Annotated in this window: 20 protein-coding genes; 14 read left to right on the top strand and 6 right to left on the bottom strand. The window is 41.6% G+C overall.

The window, feature by feature from the left end:
- The first annotated feature begins 270 nt into the window (after positions 1–270).
- The 4 genes from QL982_RS12085 (at position 271) to QL982_RS12070 (ending at position 2,539) form a co-directional block, all read left to right on the top strand.
- Positions 271–630: a hypothetical protein gene (locus QL982_RS12085; protein WP_290165928.1), complete on the top strand. Its 360-nt coding sequence runs from the start codon at positions 271–273 to the stop codon at positions 628–630.
- 172 nt (positions 631–802) lie between these two features.
- Positions 803–1,576, top strand: coding sequence for a BLUF domain-containing protein (locus tag QL982_RS12080; RefSeq protein WP_290165926.1), 774 nt, complete (start codon positions 803–805; stop codon positions 1,574–1,576).
- Positions 1,577–1,580: 4 nt separating this feature from the next.
- Complete coding sequence (locus tag QL982_RS12075; RefSeq protein WP_290165924.1) at positions 1,581–2,114, top strand: hypothetical protein; 534 nt, start codon at positions 1,581–1,583, stop codon at positions 2,112–2,114.
- Positions 2,115–2,122: 8 nt separating this feature from the next.
- Complete coding sequence (locus QL982_RS12070; protein WP_290165923.1) at positions 2,123–2,539, top strand: hypothetical protein; 417 nt, start codon at positions 2,123–2,125, stop codon at positions 2,537–2,539.
- 165 nt (positions 2,540–2,704) lie between these two features.
- Here the strand turns inward: QL982_RS12070 and QL982_RS12065 are convergent, their stop codons facing one another.
- Positions 2,705–3,610, bottom strand: coding sequence for a LysR family transcriptional regulator (locus tag QL982_RS12065; protein WP_290165921.1), 906 nt, complete (start codon positions 3,608–3,610; stop codon positions 2,705–2,707).
- A gap of 160 nt (positions 3,611–3,770) precedes the next feature.
- On the opposite strand from QL982_RS12065, the gene QL982_RS12060 reads away from it, so the two are divergent.
- The 3 genes from QL982_RS12060 (at position 3,771) to QL982_RS12050 (ending at position 6,179) form a co-directional block, all read left to right on the top strand.
- Entirely contained in the window at positions 3,771–4,484 is a 714-nt protein-coding gene (locus QL982_RS12060; protein ID WP_290162838.1) for a pirin family protein, read from the top strand.
- A 90-nt stretch (positions 4,485–4,574) separates the two neighbouring features.
- Positions 4,575–5,186 carry a nitroreductase family protein gene (locus QL982_RS12055; protein WP_290162836.1) on the top strand — a complete coding sequence of 204 codons (612 nt, stop codon included), beginning with the start codon at positions 4,575–4,577 and terminating at the stop codon, positions 5,184–5,186.
- 627 nt (positions 5,187–5,813) lie between these two features.
- Entirely contained in the window at positions 5,814–6,179 is a 366-nt protein-coding gene (locus QL982_RS12050; protein ID WP_290162834.1) for a hypothetical protein, read from the top strand.
- A gap of 109 nt (positions 6,180–6,288) precedes the next feature.
- Here QL982_RS12050 and QL982_RS12045 read toward each other — a convergent pair whose 3' ends face one another.
- From QL982_RS12045 to nadR, 3 genes are all read right to left on the bottom strand, one after another.
- Positions 6,289–6,735: an Mpo1-like protein gene (locus QL982_RS12045; RefSeq protein ID WP_290162833.1), complete on the bottom strand. Its 447-nt coding sequence runs from the start codon at positions 6,733–6,735 to the stop codon at positions 6,289–6,291.
- A gap of 210 nt (positions 6,736–6,945) precedes the next feature.
- Positions 6,946–7,677: a nicotinamide riboside transporter PnuC gene (pnuC, locus tag QL982_RS12040; protein WP_290162831.1), complete on the bottom strand. Its 732-nt coding sequence runs from the start codon at positions 7,675–7,677 to the stop codon at positions 6,946–6,948.
- Positions 7,678–7,776: 99 nt separating this feature from the next.
- Positions 7,777–8,961: a multifunctional transcriptional regulator/nicotinamide-nucleotide adenylyltransferase/ribosylnicotinamide kinase NadR gene (gene nadR, locus QL982_RS12035; protein WP_290162843.1), complete on the bottom strand. Its 1,185-nt coding sequence runs from the start codon at positions 8,959–8,961 to the stop codon at positions 7,777–7,779.
- A 407-nt stretch (positions 8,962–9,368) separates the two neighbouring features.
- On the opposite strand from nadR, the gene QL982_RS12030 reads away from it, so the two are divergent.
- The 4 genes from QL982_RS12030 (at position 9,369) to QL982_RS12015 (ending at position 13,673) form a co-directional block, all read left to right on the top strand.
- On the top strand, positions 9,369–9,581 hold the full coding sequence (locus tag QL982_RS12030; protein ID WP_290162829.1) for a PspC domain-containing protein: 213 nt from the start codon (positions 9,369–9,371) through the stop codon (positions 9,579–9,581).
- Between the two features lie 461 nt (positions 9,582–10,042).
- Positions 10,043–11,044 carry a glycine--tRNA ligase subunit alpha gene (gene glyQ / locus QL982_RS12025; RefSeq protein WP_290162841.1) on the top strand — a complete coding sequence of 334 codons (1,002 nt, stop codon included), beginning with the start codon at positions 10,043–10,045 and terminating at the stop codon, positions 11,042–11,044.
- A 9-nt stretch (positions 11,045–11,053) separates the two neighbouring features.
- Complete coding sequence (glyS, locus tag QL982_RS12020) at positions 11,054–13,147, top strand: glycine--tRNA ligase subunit beta (RefSeq protein WP_290162827.1); 2,094 nt, start codon at positions 11,054–11,056, stop codon at positions 13,145–13,147.
- A 235-nt stretch (positions 13,148–13,382) separates the two neighbouring features.
- Complete coding sequence (locus tag QL982_RS12015) at positions 13,383–13,673, top strand: hypothetical protein (RefSeq protein ID WP_290162824.1); 291 nt, start codon at positions 13,383–13,385, stop codon at positions 13,671–13,673.
- Between the two features lie 78 nt (positions 13,674–13,751).
- Here the strand turns inward: QL982_RS12015 and zapA are convergent, their stop codons facing one another.
- Both zapA and QL982_RS12005 read right to left on the bottom strand, forming a co-directional pair.
- Complete coding sequence (gene zapA, locus QL982_RS12010; protein ID WP_290162822.1) at positions 13,752–14,243, bottom strand: cell division protein ZapA; 492 nt, start codon at positions 14,241–14,243, stop codon at positions 13,752–13,754.
- 108 nt (positions 14,244–14,351) lie between these two features.
- Positions 14,352–14,792, bottom strand: coding sequence for a hypothetical protein (locus tag QL982_RS12005; RefSeq protein ID WP_290162820.1), 441 nt, complete (start codon positions 14,790–14,792; stop codon positions 14,352–14,354).
- A 212-nt stretch (positions 14,793–15,004) separates the two neighbouring features.
- On the opposite strand from QL982_RS12005, the gene QL982_RS12000 reads away from it, so the two are divergent.
- From QL982_RS12000 to QL982_RS11990, 3 genes are all read left to right on the top strand, one after another.
- On the top strand, positions 15,005–15,658 hold the full coding sequence (locus QL982_RS12000) for a UPF0149 family protein (RefSeq protein ID WP_290162818.1): 654 nt from the start codon (positions 15,005–15,007) through the stop codon (positions 15,656–15,658).
- A gap of 33 nt (positions 15,659–15,691) precedes the next feature.
- Positions 15,692–16,951 (top strand): acetylornithine deacetylase, encoded by a 1,260-nt coding sequence (gene argE, locus QL982_RS11995; RefSeq protein ID WP_290162816.1) that lies wholly within the window; start codon positions 15,692–15,694, stop codon positions 16,949–16,951.
- 228 nt (positions 16,952–17,179) lie between these two features.
- Positions 17,180–17,908: a LysE family translocator gene (locus QL982_RS11990; protein WP_290162814.1), complete on the top strand. Its 729-nt coding sequence runs from the start codon at positions 17,180–17,182 to the stop codon at positions 17,906–17,908.
- Positions 17,909–18,603 lie beyond the last annotated feature (695 nt).

The following is an 18,603-nucleotide window of genomic DNA, read 5'->3' as shown; positions in this document are numbered from 1 at the left end:
CTGAATAAGTCATAATCTTTTTACTTTTCGCTTATTTTAAAAGAACTGTACCACTTTTATAAAGGATGTACTATAGTGAAACCAGAATTAATTATTGATATTTTATTTTTACAACCATCTTAGAATTTATAAAGATTTATTAAGATAAGTTAATAATAATTAAGTCGTTGATCAACAAGGCCAATTTAGGTTGGCATTGTCAAGCTAAGAAAGTAGTTCTATCTTAGGACTATTTTAATTAAACATAACTAATGTAAATAGGAAAAAAATATGTCAAATATTAATGAGTCTTTACAGGATTTAATGAGTCTTGATGGCGCAATGGGTGGCTGTATCGTCGATTATATGTCAGGTATGGTACTTGGTATGATTGGTGGCGGTGTAGACTTAGAGCTTGCAGCAGCAGGTAACTCACAAGTAGTAAAAGCGAAAGTTGCTACGATGCAATCACTGGGTATCAAAGGTGAAATTGAAGATATCTTGATCACATTGGAAACTCAGTTACACATCATTCGTCCTACCGCCGGTCATGAAGATTTGTTTATCTATTTAGTGCTTGATAAATCAAAAGCCAATCTTGCATTAGCACGTCGTAAAGTACAGTCAATAGAAAAAAACTTATCAGTATAAGTTGATTGGCAAAACTTAAGCCAAAAAATAATTAATAGAACATACCTTATTGCTAGTTTTGCCTAGCAATAAGGTCTAATTAACATATATGTATTATACATAGCGAATGATTGTTTTATATATAGCTATGGCAACTTAACGAGCTTTGAATGTCTCATCAAGTGGTGACCAAATGAAATGTATCGCATATGTCAGTAGAGTATCTATTAGTGATCGTAGTATTCGTATGCCTTCTGGGTTATCAGATATTGTTAAAATCTCTCGTAAAAATAATCCAAGATCTACAATCACTGGTATCATTTCTTATCGTGACGGTCAATACCTTCAAGTACTAGAAGGCCCTTCTCTAGAAGTGGACCAATTGATGGCAAAGATAGCCACTGACCCTAGACATGAAGACCTTTGGGTTTTTATGGACACGGACATTACTGAGCGTACCTTTCATAATTGGGGTGTTAGTATTTTCGATTTTGTGGATCAAGGTAGCTTTTTTGATGCTTTTATTGAAAAGAATAGCGATGTTTTTGATCGCTTTAACGAATATCAGAAAAACCGGATTCAACCGTTTATTGACATAAAAAAACCTGATACTATTCCTGAGAATTTTTATGAAAATAAAGATTTGAGATTAATGGCTTGGCCTGATCTAAATAATGAAAGCCAACCTCAAATGATTATGAACCTCTGTATCAGATTGACTAAAAAACCTTATCCATTTAATGCATTGGTAAGTAGTGGTGAGTTTGGCACGCACGATGAAGTCACACAAACTATCAAAGAATTTGACCGATTGGGTTTATTGAGTGTTACGGTACATGAGCCATTAGATGAGCCAACGGAAGCTGCACCAACGGAAACTGCGCCAGCAGAAACTGCGCCAGCTGCCGACGAGAAAAAACCTAATAGGTTTTATGGTGCAATCAAAAAATTCTTAGGAATGGGGTAAAAAATTGAACTATCAAAAGTTAGCTATCATTGGTGAGGTGGCCGCCGGAAAAACTCAACTGGTTAAGACGCTAAGTGAGATAAACCCTATCGAAACAGAAGCAAAATCTAGTGTTGATATCGGCAAAGAGTTCACCACCGTAGGTATAGACTATGGGCGAATTACGCTATCTGAAGACATGGCATTAGGTATATATGGCGTGCCAGGCCAAGAGCGTTTTTCTTTTTTATGGGAATTTGTCAACCAATCTTTATGGGGACTACTCATTTTGATAAAATATGGTGAGACACCGGATTATGCCAATTTAGATAAATTGCTACATTTTTTTGCGCCTGAAAAAAATCAGACCACATGTATCATTGGTATTACTCATTGCGAAGGCGCTGACAAAGATAGCATCGCAGTGCTGGGCCAAGAAATAAGAATTATGTTGATGCAGCATAATGTTGTGGCACCAATCATCAATACAGATCCTAGAAGTAGAGAGTCGGCTGTGTCTCTATTATCATTATTCAATACGCTTAATAACCAAGATTAGTATTAGATATGACTACATTAAACGAAAAAACAGACGAAAAGTCACCAGCGAAAAAAGCGCTATTAAGTCACATAAAAGTATTGTGCGAAGCCAATAGAGACATTACATTGGTCAGCTTATGTACTACAGATGGCTTTCCTATTAGTTGCTTTTCGATTAGTGAGTTGAGTAATCAAACGGATAAATTTGCGGCAATGAGTAGCACGCTGTCAGCGTTAAGTGATTCATCAGCGAGCCAAATGAAGCAGGGCAAATGCGATATCACTATCGTTGAAGCCACTTTTGGAAACATACTCTTTGTCAAAACGAATTATATTGGAAAGCCATGTGTGTTGACCGTCGTGGCACAAAACAAAATGGCATTAGCAGAAGTAAGATATAAGACCAAAAAGCTGATCGGCGTAATCTCTGCTATCACTGAGTAGCATACCGAAGCCATTTAGTCTGTGATAGCCGATGATTCGACTGTGACATGCGTGCTATATCGTCTGTGTGATCCAATCACGATATCTTAGCTCGATTCGCTCAGCTATGATATCGTCCATAGTTTTTAGACAAACGGTGCAGACCAATTACTGAGTCAGCACCTATCAAAATTGATCCCAGTATGGGTGATCACCAAACTGCTCTGCAATCAAGTCAATCAAGTAACGGCAACGCTGCGATAAAAAACGATTTTTTGGATAAACGGCATAGGCTTTCAGTATTGGCAGCTGGTACTGCTGTAAGATAGGTACGAGCTCACCTGTCGCCAGTCTTTTATACGCAATAAAGGTCGGCACAAAGGTAATTCCTTGCCCCTTTACCGCCAAATCAACTAAGAACTCACCATTAGTGGCTTTTATTTTGGCATCGATCGTATGACGATGCTTTTTTCCGTGCGTGTCCATCAATTCTATACTATTGGTTTGCCCAAGACTGTATTGTAAAAAATCATGATCTGCTAAATCTTCTGGTGTTTCAGGTGTGCCCGTTTTTGCTAAATAGTCGGGACTGGCGCAAATGACACAACGAATCAATGCCAGCTGCTTGGCTTGATAGCTTGAATCACGCAGCTCTCCAATTCGAATGGCCAATTCATAGCCTTCTTCAATCAAATCGATACGTCGATCAGAAAAATCCAGCTCAAATTTTAGATTGGGGTGCTGATTGGCATACGCATCAATCACATCGTTTAGGTGCATGAGCCCAAAGGATAACGGCGCTGTCATCTTTAGCGTGCCTTCGATACGCATGGGAGCATCACTGGCATGCTCATTGATGACATCAACGGCACTTAGTATATTAGTGACTTGCTGATAATACTGTTCACCCGCCTGTGTCAATTTGGATTGGCGGGTAGTACGGCTGATCAATTGACTGCCAAGACGTGACTCCAGCTCTTTAAGACGGCGACTGACAGCTGACTTTGCAATGTTTAATTGCTCAGCTGCTTTCGTGATACTGCCCGCTTCAACAATGCGTACAAACATCGCCATGTCTTCTAATTGACCCATTATCGATGCCTTATGATTGTTCTATAAAAAAGAATAGTTATTTGCATTTATCGTTGTTTATCTATGTATGGTCAACAATTATAATAGATCTATTGTTTAAATAGATTAATCGACAATAAATATATAGGTGGTTAATCTATTGATAGCTAAGGATCAAATAATGAAAACAATTTATCATGCAGCAGATTCCCGTGGTGATGCCAGTCATGGCTGGCTCAAAAGCAAGCATACTTTTAGCTTTGCCAATTATCACAATCCTGAGCGTATGGGCTTTGGTGTTTTACGCGTCATTAATGATGATTTTGTCATTGGTGGTCAAGGGTTTGGTAGACACTCGCACCGTGATATGGAGATTATCAGTATTCCTTTATCTGGTACGCTTGCTCATGGCGACAGTATCGGCAACGAGGGAATAATAAAAACTGGTGAAATCCAAGTCATGTCAGCGGGTACAGGCATTAATCACAGTGAGATGAATGGCGACAATACAGAGGCTGTGAGGTTTTTACAAATTTGGGTCATACCAAACAAGATGAATGTCACGCCGCGTTATCAGCAGGTGCATATGGGCAAAATCATGCAGCCCAACGAATTCAGTCAGGTACTATCACCTCATGCTGATGATGCAGGCGTTTGGATTCATCAAAATGCGTGGTTTAGCATGGGTGATTTTGATAAAGGTGTGACGCAAATTTATCAGTTGAATGACCCTAGTAATGGCGTCTACATTTTCATTATCGGCGGCAAAGTCGTGATAAATGGCAATACTTTATCCACTCGTGATGGTCTTGGGGTTTGGGAGACTAAGCGCTTTACCATGGATGTAGAAGAGGCTGCGAACGTCCTAGTAATGGAAGTGCCGCTTTCTCTATAGCTGAATAACAGTCATGAAATAGCTAGAGCGTGTCATTAATCAGAACATTTATACCAACAATTATTTGTATTAATAACGTGGAGAAACGCAATGTCAGATTTAACAACACTACAGCAGCTCGCAGAAAAACGTCGTTCTGTCTATGCGCTCAGCGACCAACTGCCAGTATCTAATGGCGAAATCGTCAAACTGGTTGAACATGCTATTTTGCACACGCCATCATCGTTTAATTCTCAGTCAACACGCATCGTTGTATTGTTCGGTGATGACCATCGTAAATTGTGGGATATGACCGAAGATGTATTACGCGAAATCGTTGGTGACGAAGAAGCATTCAAATCTACCAAAGAGCGCGTCAGCGGTTTCCGTAATGGGGCTGGTACGGTATTGTTCTTTGAAGATCAGGCGGTGGTGAGAGGTATGCAAGCAGCCGCGCCATTATATGCGGACAACTTCCCAATTTGGGCAAGTCAAACCAGCGCCATCCATCAATACGTCATCTGGACGGCACTAGCCAGTATCAATGTTGGCGCAAATTTACAGCACTACAATCCAGTCATCGATCAAAAGGTGGCTAGCGCTTGGAACATTGATAAAGATTGGACACTAAACGCACAATTGGTATTTGGTGCGATTGAGCAACCAGCAGGCGAAAAAGCATTCAAGTCAGTTGACGAACGGATAAAAGTTTTTGGTGCTTAAGATAGGGTAATCTATTCTGTATAGGCTCAAAAACGTTCGTAAAATAAAAGACGCCACTCAGTCATTTCTGGGCGGCGTTTTTTTATTGATGATAAAGATTGTAGAAAGTACCGAGTTGAGGATCGTTAAACTAGGATATGACCTTCATTAAATCGATAGGCATTGGAATGGGCTAAAAATAGCTGAATTTTGTCAGTCGTCATCAAATAATTGATTAATACCCTGATATTGTCTGTGCTGTTTTTCATTTAACGGTAATTTATATCATTTCTATTTCTATTTTCATTTCTATTTTTATTTATAAAATTAATATAAGGTTTAGCCATAAAAATTGGTGATTACGGATTTAATAGAGCTCATTTATAGCAACACCATATGTAATATCTTTTAGTTTTTTATTTTTCAGGTCCGACGGCAGTTATTTTGTCATGACCGGTTGGTTCAAAAACGCCTCCCTTGTAATACAAGGCGTATAATGCCGACATACTAAGTTATGTTAGTTTTATTAATGAATAAAACACATTATCTTCGCTAAAAATATATTTCATTGTTGATGTTTCCTGATCAAAAACATCTCACAATTTTAGCGTTACTCTATTGAACCACAACCAAGTAGATAGGAAAAAAATGTCAAATATCAAAGAGTCTTTGCAAGAATTAATGAATCTTGATGGTGCTATGGGTGCCTGCGTTGTTGATTACATGTCAGGTATGGTACTAGATATGACTGGTAACGGCGGTAGTATAGACTTAGAGCTTGCCGCAGCCGGTAATGCACAAGTAGTAAAAGCGAAAGTTGCTACGATGAGATCACTTGGGATCAAAGGTGAGATTGACGATATGTTAATCACGCTAGAGTCTCAAATACATATCATTCGTCCTACACATAACCACGAAGATTTGTTTATTTACTTGGTGCTTGATAAGTCAAAAGCGAACCTTGCACTAGCACGCCGCAAAGTACAAACGATAGAAGACAAGCTAGAAATATAATTTGGTTGGTAGTATTTAAGCCGATGTGTATTTAGACTAAAAAGCGCCACTCAACTATAAATTGGGTGGCGCTTTTTTTTATCAAAAATAGTAAACCTTATGAATATCGCTAACCAGCCTTACGTTGCATCAAACTGTTAGCGACCCATGCTGGGCCAATTAATAAAAACTGTAAGTCTTTAAAGAAAGAGGGCTTTTTCCCTTCGATTTTATGCCCGATGAATTGTCCAATCCACGCAACGACAAAAACCGTTGCCCACGCTTTGAATCCCCATGGCATCGCTGCCATCACTGATAGACAAATGAGAATAAACATCCCCATCGCTAAAAACAGTGGCGTAGATAAACGCATGTAGAATAATAAGACCAATGCGCTAAGCACTAAGGTAAACCAAACAGATAGCGACATGCCCATGCCTAGTAGGCTGACGAAGATTGTTGGGACACATAGCCAGTGGATTTTCTTATTGACCAAGTTTTGGTGACTGACAGAGTACTCGCTGAGCCATTGCTCTAGCGTGCGTTTAGACATTTTCGGTTGACGATGACGAGACATACTAACCTCCCTGTTAGTAATTGAAATGAGTAACGGATATTCGCTGCTGATCTAAATATCAATACAATGCCTAATGTCAGTTGTAGCACTAATTGAGCCTGTCTACCATTTTATCTGATAGACGGCTCAGTCAAACTCATTCGTACTAATAGCACTATGTCAGCAAGATTTTATTCAAATACTTAAGAGATTTTACCTATAAAAGACGCGTTATACTTGCTCACTGCGATGCCATTCATAAAGACCGATAAAGGCGTTTACTTGATATACCATGGTCTGAATAGCGAATATGTAATTACCTGACATGAGATTCACGATGAGCCAGACAAAGTTAACGATAATCCATAGCCACCAGTTAAATGAATAGCGCAAAATCATAGCGGCCTGTGCCGTAATAGACAGCACAAACGCAATCACGTTAATCCAAAAGAAGGAGATAAACCCTAGAAACAGGCTGTTATCATCTTCTACCACTGCATAACCATAGCTTGCTAATAAGTCATTCATCGTTGGAAAAAGGGCAAGTCCAACGATGATGAAGGCAGCGGTAATCAACCAAACAGCCTTACTCGCTGACTTGGGTATCATGTCGCCATCAGGATCGGTATGTTTCGACCAATAAAAAATACCATAAACATGGGTAAAAAAGTTAAATAGTGGAGCAAGCATTAAGCCTACTGCGCCAGACGTTGCCTGCACGATGACCTCCCCTGCGGTCGCCCCCATACCAAAGCCATTGCCCATGACGTTTTTGCGGAATGATAGCGAGACCACGCAAACCAAACCAATAAATGAGACCGCTAAATAAAACCAATCAAGCGTGGTATGGTCTGTCGTGAGCCAAAAACCTGCGGATAAAGCAATGACACCGCAAATAAACCAAATGATAATCCATTGCATCGCCCATTTTCCGGTGATGTTGTCCAATAGCTGAATACGCATCGCTTTTCCCCTACAGTAAATGCTAATGTCAACAAAGTGCTAACTAAGGGCACTAGCTGAATAAATTATTATTATAAATATTTCATGTATGCGTGCCGTTTATGATTTTTTGCCATAGATATATTGCTCAATCAATAGTAACGCTTGCTGATAGCGAGCATCATAGTCGGGCTGATCGATCATATGCGGCGTAATATCGTGACGCGCGAAAATATCTATCAGACGCTGCTCAAAGCGTCCACGTGCTTCAGGCGTACCCAAAGATCGCATACCATCGTCAACCCATGGCGTATTATTGTCTAGCATGATGGTGTGGTCTAAACGAAACTCATCAATACAAGCAGCCACAAAAGGATGCGTGCGACCCTCGTATTCTTCACAAAATGCTTGCGTAGTGACAAAGTCAGTATCAACGATGGTGATAGGGGCAGTTGCATTGGCTTTAGCTTCTCGGATTGCCTCAGCATGATCAAGACAAATAGGGCCATAATCACTGTACTGTAGTCCAACCTCGCTACCACCCAAATCCGTACCGACATATAGGCGACCCATCTCTAGAGCAAAGCTGGCACCATAATAATTGGCAAGCTTATGGACTAGCGTTGTCTTGCCTGAGCTTTCACCGCCGACGATAGCGACAGTCTTGGTATAGTCAACGCGCGCTTGCGGATGAATGGCTGACCAATGGGTGACTGGATCACGAGCAATCGCATAAGAGTCAAACTCAGGCTGTAGTGGCGTAGTGACCACTCGCAAAAGTAGCTGCTCTTGAATGTCGTTTCTCGTGAGTGGATGGTCTTCAGCCATAAACAATACAGTCTCTGCTGACAGTGATAATGCGTCTATTAAACGTTGCAATTTGGCATTGCTAGCAGCGACATCGATACTGACATCATTGCTAGTGCTATACAGATGTTCGTGCAGCGGTAGCTCTATCTCATGAGTCGTATGAATATGAATAAATGGCAAGTCGGCACAGGCCATCTGTAGCCAACGCGCTTTGTCTTGTAGGGTAATGGTAAAATCAGGATGCGGCGATGGATGCGCCATAATGACAATATGTAAGGTTTTGGCTTGTCCTGCTGCATCCAATATACTGCGTATCTGCCCCAAATGTAGAGGTTCAAAATGTCCAATCATCAATCCAGTGTCGTACATAATTATCCTCATCTTGGCTTTATATTTATTTTGTTTTTCTGACTTGTACCGACTGATATAAGTTTGACTATATAAAGGTTTTGGTTGATTTGCAGGTAGGTTATTGTAAACACAAGTTTGATGCAGAATTTTATATAGATTATTCGTCTTTTTAGAAGATAATTAGTGACCAGTTTTATGCTAATCAAGCTGAATTTTACCAGCTTTATTACTACATAAATAATGCTTATCTATTTGATAGTATTAAAAAAGACTGAGCGGATGAATTATTAGCGTAAGGTTTTAGCAATAAACCTAGTTTCGAAACATTTTGAAATAATTATTTAAAATCAGGGGCTTGCATGGTGCTATGACAGATTAGGGTAAGCTTGAGTAGCATAAACTCACAAAGTACGTCTATACCTTCAACAGATAGGAGCGGAATAGTTGATATACTTATTCGTAAGTCAAGAGGGCTAAATAGCATTTTGATTGAATATAGCAAACAAGTATAAAAAATATAAGAAAATACAAATAATAGAGAGGTATCTGATTTGGCTAAGTTAGCGAAATTACATCGCTCACAGAACAACCGTATGATAGCAGGAGTGATGGGCGGCGTTGCAGAGTATGTTGGTTGGTCGCCGACGTGGGTGAGAGTGTTGTTCGTGATTATCTCATCGTTGAGTGTAGCAGTGCCAGGTATTTTGATTTATATCATCTTATGGATAGTCATGCCAAAAGCCAACAGTCAGTCTTATCAATAAAAGGGATCTGATAGTTATATTTTAAGACCAGTTCTTTTAAAGCTAATTAAAGAACCAAATTGACGTTAAGTGTAGTTATTTAAGACAGTATTCCTCCAAAAAATAAAAAGCCTGACCAATCAGGATGCCCAAGACACAATTTTCCTCCTGCCCGAATGCTAGCGCATTTGGGTATTTTTTATTCATTATTTCCGTACTTCTTTGATGCCACTTTGCTCATGAGTCAGCTATACAATCGAGTATTTCAGCCTGCAATGTAAATTTAGTTGATGTAAATATGGATAAAATAGTCAATTTTTAGTAAGGTGAGCAGGCAGATAGAATCGTTGCCATATTGGTCAAACGAGTGCTATCAGAGATTTATTTAATAATACTCATCCCACAATGGCTTTACTATGAAAACCCAAACTATGACATCCGAAGCGACAACCCCGATGACACAAGATAAAGATGCTCAACCGATGACGTTTCAAGATTTAATCCTAACCCTACAGAACTATTGGGCTGATAAGGGCTGTGTTATCTTGCAGCCTTATGATATGGAAGTTGGCGCAGGTACTTTCCACACGGCGACCTTTTTACGTTCGTTAGGCCCTGAGCGTTGGAATGCTGCCTATGTACAGCCATCTCGTCGTCCTACTGATGGGCGTTATGGTGACAATCCAAACCGCTTGCAGCATTATTATCAATTTCAAGTGGTGCTAAAGCCGAATCCGCCTAATATTCAAGAGTTGTATTTGGATTCATTGAGAGCCATTGGTATTGATCCATTGGTGCATGATGTGCGTTTCGTCGAAGACAACTGGGAGTCGCCAACACTAGGTGCGTGGGGACTTGGTTGGGAGATTTGGCTAAACGGTATGGAAGTGACGCAGTTTACCTACTTCCAGCAAGTGGGCGGTCTCGAATGCTTCCCAGTCACTGGCGAGATTACTTATGGTCTCGAGCGCTTGGCGATGTATGTGCAAGGCGTCGATAGCGTATACGACTTGGTGTGGGCAGATGGTGAATTTGGTCGTGTGACTTATGGCGATGTCTTTCATCAAAATGAAGTGGAGCAATCTACCTATAACTTTGAGCACGCTGATGTGCCGATGATGGGCGAGATGTTTGACTTTTATGAGCAGCAAGCAGACAAATTGGTCGATGTAGGACTGCCATTGCCTGCTTATGAGATGGTATTAAAAGCCTCACATGCGTTTAACTTACTAGATGCGCGCGGTGCCATTTCAGTGACCGAACGTCAGCGTTTTATCCTACGTGTGCGTACGCTTGCTCGTAAGGTTGCTATTGGTTATGTCGAAGCTCGTGCGAAATTGGGCTTCCCATTGGCTGATGAAGAACATCGCCAAGCGGCGCTCGATAAGTATTTGCCAAAAGAAGACGTGTCAAAAGACAGCTTAGTAGCAGACAACTCAGCAAAAGAAACTACTGATACTAACCAATCTACTAACGATAAATAGGAGCATCCCATGAGTACTATTCTATTTGAACTGGGGTGTGAAGAGCTACCTCCAAAGAGTCTCAAACCATTACGTGATGCGCTACAAGCAAGTGTCACTGAGCAATTAGCTGACGCTGATATTACCTTTGATGGCATCAAAGCCTTTGCGGCTCCACGTCGTTTGGCAATTCAGATTCAAGGTATCAGTGATAAACAGCCGGATCGCACTGAGCAAAAACGAGGACCTGCGATTAAAGCGGCGTTTGATGCAGAGGGCAATCCAACGCGTGCGGCGATGGGCTTTGCTAAAGGCTTAGGGATTGAAGCCAGCGAACTTACGACGATTAACACCGATAAAGGTGATTATGTTGGCTTTGAGCAGACCATTCAGGGCCAATCGACCACTGAGCTACTGCCTGCTATTTTTCAAACGGCGCTTGATAAGTTGCCGATTGCCAAGCGTATGCGCTCAGGCGCTAGCCGTAATGAGTTCGTGCGTCCAGTACAGTGGGCGGTATTGATGCAAGATAGCGCTGTCATTGATGCCACTATCCAAGGTCATCAAACTGGCACGCAAACGCGTGGTCATCGTTTCCACAGTCCTGACTACCATAACATTGCTCATGCCAATGATTATGAGCAGCTGTTAGACGGCTTAAAAGTAGTAGTAGATTTTGACAAGCGTCAAATGCTGATCAAAAATCAAGTCAAAGCCTTGGCTGATGAAGTTAACTCAGATGCCATCGTACCGCAGGCATTGTTAGATGAAGTCACTGCACTGGTTGATTTTCCCATTGCGCTACGAGCAAGCTTTGAGGCGCGCTTCTTACAAGTGCCACAAGAAGCGCTTATCTCGACCATGCAAGCGGATCAAAAGTATTTCTGCTTAACTGATAAAACTGGCAAATTGCAGCCGTACTTTATTTTTATTACCAATATTGAATCAAAAGATCCTAACCAGATTATCGAAGGTAATGAAAAAGTTGTACGTCCACGTTTGGCTGATGCAGAGTTTTTCTTCTTACAAGATCAAAAGCAGCCATTGTTTGCACTCACAGAAAGCCTAAAAAATCGCGTATTCCAAGATAAGTTGGGGACGATTTGGGAGAAGTCTGAGCGTATTGCTAAGCTGGCAGCATTCATTGCCACGTTGATGCAGCAGCAAGGCCACGATATCAATGTTGATGAAACCGTACGTGCGGGCATTTTGTCTAAAGCAGATTTGGCCAGCTCGCTCGTCGGCGAGTACCCTGAATTACAAGGTATCGCAGGTACTTATTATGCACGTTTGAATGATGAGCCAGAAGCGGTCGCAGCCAGTTTAGAAGAGCAGTATCTGCCGAAATTCAGTGGTGATGTATTGCCGCAGACGCCGATTGGTATCTGTTTGGCATTAGCGGATCGTTTGGATACATTGGTTGGTATTTTTGCGATTGACCAAGCGCCAACGGGTTCAAAGGATCCGTTTAGCTTACGTCGTTCTGCTATTGGTATCTTGCGTATTTTGATCGAAAAACAGCTACCAATTAACTTGGTAGCACTCGTTGAGCAGGCAATTAAGAACTATACTACGGAAGAAGGCAGCAAGATTGCCAAAATGGGCGATACCTTTACCCAAGTTATGGCGTTCTTGAACTCGCGTTATCGTGCGATGTATACCGAGCAAGGTGTCAGTGTTGATACGATCCAAGCCGTACAAGCGATTAACCCGCATATGCCGCTAGATTTTGATCAGCGTATCCGTGCCGTGCAAGCGTTTAGCGAGTTGTCACAAGCGTCAATGCTAGCCGATTCAAACAAGCGCGTTGCCAACATTTTGGCCAAGTCAGAAGTGAGCGTGGCTGATAATGTTGATGAGATATTATTGTCTGAGCCTGCTGAGCAGAGCCTATATGCGAGTGTGCAGCAAGCGCAAACAGCGGTGCAACCATTACTCGAGCAGGCTGACTATACGCAAGTATTGCAAACGCTTGCCAGTCTAGACGAGCCGTTGACACAGTTCTTCGATAATGTGATGGTGAATAGCGAAGATGATGCGCTGAAGAACAACCGCTTAGCATTGTTAAAACAGGTCCGCGCCTTGTTCTTAACAGTGGCGGATATCAGCGAGTTGCAGCTGTAATTCTGCTAAAACCTGATTATTACTTTTGACGCAAAAAACTGGCTCAACGTGGCCAGTTTTTTTTATGAGGGTATGGCGTTATATTAGCTAGCAAAATAAGCAATTAAACGGTAAAGGCATTGTATTATCGCTATTATAGGCGGTAAAATTTATGCTATTAAAATGTATTGAATAATCGTTAGCTTTGTCGCTTGTATTATTCTTCGCGTTTATCCGTAATTGAAGGAGCACTGCCGTGTTTGCCGTTATTATTGTAATCCTCATTATCTGGGCGTCAATGTGGGCTTTTTATAAGTTTATGTACCCGCGCGCACCCAAGAGCATGATGCCAAAAGAAGGTGATATCACCACACCGCGTCAGTGCAATTTTTGTGGCAATAGTTTGGCTGAATATCGCGGCGTACTTGAAACCAAACCAAGTACAGCTACCGATGGCAATGTTGAAGCGAACCAAGAGTTGTTCTTTTGCAATTATGAGCATCAGGCAGACTTTCATGCAGGCAAGACCTACACGCCTTATGCATAAATAGATAAATGATTGACCATAAAAAAGCGCCTAACTTTATTGGCTAGGCGCTTATGTGTTTAATACAGTACGATGCATCTATAGAATAGAATGGGCATCTTTCATGATTTTATTGAGCAATGCTTCAGATTGTTTGTCTTGCTGAATGCGATCTTCATCATTTTTTTGACTGGCATGGATTTTTTCATATAAGTTCAAGCAGCACAGTACCAGTATGCTCTCTTGACTGAGGCTAGGTGCCTCTCTTTTTAGTTCGAGTGCATGATTATTAATATACGAGACGGCTGATAAAAGCTCTTCTTGCTCATGTACTGGACAAAAAATTGGATAAGTAACGCCAGCAATCGCGATATCGACTTTTTTGATTTGTGGTTCAGGAGCCTTTGCTATTTTGGGATTCGATTGAACCATCGTACTTGATGTGCTTGGCGCGACTGGGGCAGTTTTTTGCGATGTTAATGCTGTATTTTGTGTTTGAGTGCTTTGCACTTGAGGGCGTTGAGTTTGAGTATTTTGTACTTGATTGGTTTTTGGCAGCTTTGCTATCGATTTGTTTTGGTCATCGGTCATGATAAATCCTACAATGTCTGGTCAATGAAATGAGTGATATAAGAGGTTACAAGTAGCATTGGGCGGCTTAATAAACGGTATGCCTTTGCCAGCTGTCATGGAGACGCGTTAGCCTTCGGCTTGATCGATATGGGTTAGGCGTTTTAATACTACTTGAGTGCGCTCGGCTGCCAGTTGGTTCTTTTTTTGCAGCTCACTGTTTTGTTGTTTGATATCGCTGTACTGCTGCTTCAGTTCATTATTATGTTGATGCAGCTCGTCGTTCTGTTGTTGTAATTGGCTGACTTGTTTTTGCAGCTTGTCTTGCTCTTCACCGATCATATGGTGCGCTTCGGCTAGACTTTGATAGCGCTTGTCGAGATCGTTCAGTTGTTTTTTGGCACTGTCACGTTCGTTATGGCTGGTATTGAGCTTGGCTTTTAGTGCGGCAAATTCTTTTGAATCAGTAACAGGGTGTTGTTTTAGGCTGCTAAGTTCAGCACTGACAAGCTGATACTGTTTTTTGATGTCGAGTACCATTTTTTCTAATATTCTAAGTTGATCGTACATAGTCAGTTTTTATCCTTCACAAGTAAGCGTAAATGAATTTTGTTCTCTGCGTTTAATAATGCCATAGGTGACCGCATAATATCTATATCAACAGAGTAATTACAAGCATGTGGCTTTATCTTTTTACTTTTATGTATCGATGATATGTCCATGACATTTTATCGTGATCATTTTTATTTTATAAGCAGCAATCAATTACTAGGACATCTATTATGAATGATAACATCTCTGGCTGGAATACTTGGCTGACCGCGTTTGATGATTGGACGGACGTGTCTATCAGTGAAGTGCATGGCTTCATGACAGGGCTTATGACGGCCTGTAATGCCCCTGATGAAGCAACATGGGCAAAAGTGTTTGAAGAGCTAAGCTTTGCACCACTACCAGAGCCTGCATTGACATTACTGACAGAAGAAGCGGAAGATATCGTGTTTCAGCTGAAGGATAAAGATGATGCTTACTCTTATATGCCGCTGATCCCTGATGATGAACATGACTTGTACGAGCGTGTGATGGCGTTGAAACAGTGGGCCAATGGTTTTATGACGGGCTTTGGTATTACTGATTGCGGTTTGACCAGTGAAGAAAATGAGATGCTATCGGATTTGGCCAAGATTGGCGGCATTCGTTTAGAGGAAGATGAAATATTCGAAGGTGGTGAAGAGTCTTATCTTTATATCTATGAGTTTGCGCGTATGGTGCCAGTCAGTTTTGCGACCCGTAAGCGCAAAGCAGTCAAAGACATCGCTCTGATCGCTGGACTCGCTATTGATGCCAAGACGACAAAAGAGTTACAAGCAGAAGGTAAGCTACCAAAACCAATGCCGCCAGTTATTGATATCATGAATCAAAATAACCCTTCATAATACGAGTATCACGTATCATAATAAGGATGTTTTATGAGCATAAATAACCATATGGATAGTGACAGTCAAGCCATAGATACTGTCACTTATCCGGCAAACAGCATTGATTGGCTGACACGCCTCATTGCTTTTGATACCGTCAGTCGGCATTCCAATTTGGCTTTGATTGACGATGTAAAAGCTTACTGTGAGCAATTAGGTTTGACAGTCGACTTGACCTTTAATGAGGCCAAAACCAAGGCCAATTTGTTTGTGACAGTACCCGCTGGCGAAAATGCCGATATCGTCAATCATGGTCTGGTCTTATCGGGTCACACTGACGTTGTACCCGTCGATGGCCAAGCGTGGTCATCAGAGCCATTTACGGCGACGATTCGTGGTGATAAGCTATATGGTCGCGGTGCGTGTGATATGAAAGGCTTTATCGGCTGTGCGCTGACATTATTGCCGCAAGCGGTGAAACGGTCGAACAGCGGTCAGCTGCGTCGCCCATTGCATTTGGCACTGTCGTTCGATGAAGAGATTGGTTGCTTGGGTGCGCCACTCATATTGGCAGATTTAAAGGCACGCGGTATCACGCCTGATTATTGCATCGTCGGTGAGCCGACCAATATGACGATGGTGGTGGCACATAAAGGTATTGCCATATATCGTTGCCGCGTGCATGGTAAGTCTGCGCATTCGTCATTGACGGCGCAAGGGGTTAATGCCATTAGCTATGCCAGTCGTTTAATTGGTTATGTCGATGAGCTGGCAGAAGAGATAAGTCGTCGCGATGATGCTCTTGGTGATGGGGATGCGCTGTTTGATGTGCCTTACTCAACACTTTCGGTGGGCACGATACAGGGCGGTACCGCGACCAATATCGTCCCCAATCTGTGCGAGTTTACCTTTGATTATCGCAACCTGCCACACATGACACAAGACGACATATTAGCGCCTATTCAGGCAAAGGTGGCAGAGTTAAATGCTCAAATGCAAGCACGAGCACCAGAGACTGGTATTGAGCTGGTGCAAGCAGTAGGCGTACCCGCAATGACTGATAATGATAGTGCCGAGCTGCAATCATTAATCGCTGCGCTGACAGGGGATGATGAGCGTCATAAAGTCGCTTATGCGACGGAAGGTGGACAGTTTACCAATGCTGGCATTCCAACGATTATCTGTGGCCCGGGTAGTATTGAACAGGCACACAAGGTAGATGAGTATGTGGTGCTTAGCGAAATTGCCCGTTGTGATGAGTTTTTACAGAAGTTGCTAGATAGCTGTACCACTCAGGAATCTACGCAGTAGCAGACGTTTTATTTTTACGATAAATGAGTATAGTCAACCCACTATAAAAGAGTTACAGCATTAACCTCGCTTGAATTATTGCATATACATCTGCACTCGGTTGCCTTGTACCACTTTTAAATTGGATCAACTATACAAAGTGCACCGTCTCAATGGCGGTGTTTATTTTTTAGTGGCAGAGCCGTTCGTATTAGAACCGCTTACACATAATGACGTAGGGGTGGGTTGATGTCTTGGCATCTGTTTGCAGTGTTTTTCGCAAGTACTTTTTTTATCTCAGCGACCCCTGGTCCTAATATGCTACTGGCGTTTCAGTATGGCATGAACTATGGCGTAAAACGAACGCTGTGGACGCTGGCAGGCCTGAGTCTTGGCTTGTTTGTGTTGCTGCTATCGACTCTACTTGGGCTCGATGTGATCAGTCGCCAGTCACCTTGGCTGTTGACGATCATCAAAGCCGTGGGCGCGGCATACTTGATTTATTTGGGTATCAGCTCATGGCGCGATGCGGGTGATGGTAGCTTGATGAGCGATGCTCGTGAGTTGAGTGCTGAGGTGGCAGCTGATTATCCTGCCTCTGAAGGTGTGGCTGCCACACCGCCGTCACGCTCGCTCTCTAGTGCTGCCGTGAAAACAGCGCCAAGTAACCTGATTTTGTTTCGTACGGGGGTTTGGGTATCACTATCTAATCCTAAAGCTATTTTGTTCTTTGCTGCCTTTTTTCCTAAGTTCATCAATTTTAGTGCGCCACTATGGCCACAATATATCTTATTGACCATCGGCTTGTTTTTTAGCGAGACGATTTGGCAGGTTGTTTATACCCTAGGTGGTAAAAAGCTGGCAAGTTGGCTAGATGTCGGTCATCGCTTGGCTTGGCTCAATCGTGGTTGCGGGGTGATATTTATCCTTATTGCCGCTGCTTTATTGGCTGAAGTCATCAATAGTTTTATGGTATAAATAATTATCCATGATTGTTTTAAATCACTATTTTATTAGGTGGTTTTTTTATTACATTCATTGTTTAGTATTTTTTAAATTAAAAGTTGACATTTATTTTTAAACCGTTATTATTGGCGCATTGATTTATATCGCTTATCTTTTATAAGTGATAAGTGATAAGTCATTCCAATTAACCTGCTACTGTCACCCTGACATTGGCCATAACCTATGGAGGAATCATCGTGTCCTATTTAAATATCAAGACGTTTTTAAAGATTGAATGTGTAAACCATATGACAGCAATGACGACTTCGAAAAGGTTTGGCTAAATTTATATGTAAGCTGCTGAGTGATATCCTATTGAATGATATCAACGCATAGCCTTCTGTATCTACTTGCGCTAACCCTCTTCTAAGTCTACCGTGCCAAAATCGCTCTGCGATCGTGCTAAGCCATATTGCGCTTGCTGTTATCTGTTTACCTCACATTTTTCTTTACCATTATTGCTAATGAGGCGATTCACGCTATTGTTTGGCGTATGCCTTTCTGCGTGCATAATATTTATGCTCTCAATTTTGGTATGGTAAAAGCTTTCTTTAAAACGTCCATCATAAATTAACCATGCATTTTTATTGATTTTTTAATGAATAGAAATACGGTATTTTATTGTCTTTATTTTATGATTTATTAACTTATGTGCTTATTAAACGTAT

The sequence above is a fragment of the Psychrobacter sp. 5A.1 genome (genome assembly GCF_030407455.1).
Lineage (GTDB): Bacteria > Pseudomonadota > Gammaproteobacteria > Pseudomonadales > Moraxellaceae > Psychrobacter.
The sequence above is the reverse complement of the archived record's forward strand: the minus strand, read 5'-3'. Positions and strand labels throughout refer to the sequence as shown.

Bases quoted from the DNA above. Each gene is read 5' to 3' on its own strand.
- QL982_RS12085 (WP_290165928.1), top strand. From the start codon at position 271: ATGTCAAATATTAATGAGTCTTTACAGGATTTAATGAGTCTTGATGGC.
- QL982_RS12080 (WP_290165926.1), top strand. From the start codon at position 803: ATGAAATGTATCGCATATGTCAGTAGAGTATCTATTAGTGATCGTAGT.
- QL982_RS12070 (WP_290165923.1), top strand. From the start codon at position 2,123: ATGACTACATTAAACGAAAAAACAGACGAAAAGTCACCAGCGAAAAAA.
- QL982_RS12065 (WP_290165921.1), bottom strand. From the start codon at position 3,610: ATGGGTCAATTAGAAGACATGGCGATGTTTGTACGCATTGTTGAAGCG.
- QL982_RS12060 (WP_290162838.1), top strand. From the start codon at position 3,771: ATGAAAACAATTTATCATGCAGCAGATTCCCGTGGTGATGCCAGTCAT.
- QL982_RS12055 (WP_290162836.1), top strand. From the start codon at position 4,575: ATGTCAGATTTAACAACACTACAGCAGCTCGCAGAAAAACGTCGTTCT.
- QL982_RS12050 (WP_290162834.1), top strand. From the start codon at position 5,814: ATGTCAAATATCAAAGAGTCTTTGCAAGAATTAATGAATCTTGATGGT.
- QL982_RS12045 (WP_290162833.1), bottom strand. From the start codon at position 6,735: ATGTCTCGTCATCGTCAACCGAAAATGTCTAAACGCACGCTAGAGCAA.
- pnuC (WP_290162831.1), bottom strand. From the start codon at position 7,677: ATGCGTATTCAGCTATTGGACAACATCACCGGAAAATGGGCGATGCAA.
- glyQ (WP_290162841.1), top strand. From the start codon at position 10,043: ATGACGTTTCAAGATTTAATCCTAACCCTACAGAACTATTGGGCTGAT.
- glyS (WP_290162827.1), top strand. From the start codon at position 11,054: ATGAGTACTATTCTATTTGAACTGGGGTGTGAAGAGCTACCTCCAAAG.
- zapA (WP_290162822.1), bottom strand. From the start codon at position 14,243: ATGACCGATGACCAAAACAAATCGATAGCAAAGCTGCCAAAAACCAAT.
- QL982_RS12005 (WP_290162820.1), bottom strand. From the start codon at position 14,792: ATGTACGATCAACTTAGAATATTAGAAAAAATGGTACTCGACATCAAA.
- QL982_RS12000 (WP_290162818.1), top strand. From the start codon at position 15,005: ATGAATGATAACATCTCTGGCTGGAATACTTGGCTGACCGCGTTTGAT.
- argE (WP_290162816.1), top strand. From the start codon at position 15,692: ATGAGCATAAATAACCATATGGATAGTGACAGTCAAGCCATAGATACT.
- QL982_RS11990 (WP_290162814.1), top strand. From the start codon at position 17,180: ATGTCTTGGCATCTGTTTGCAGTGTTTTTCGCAAGTACTTTTTTTATC.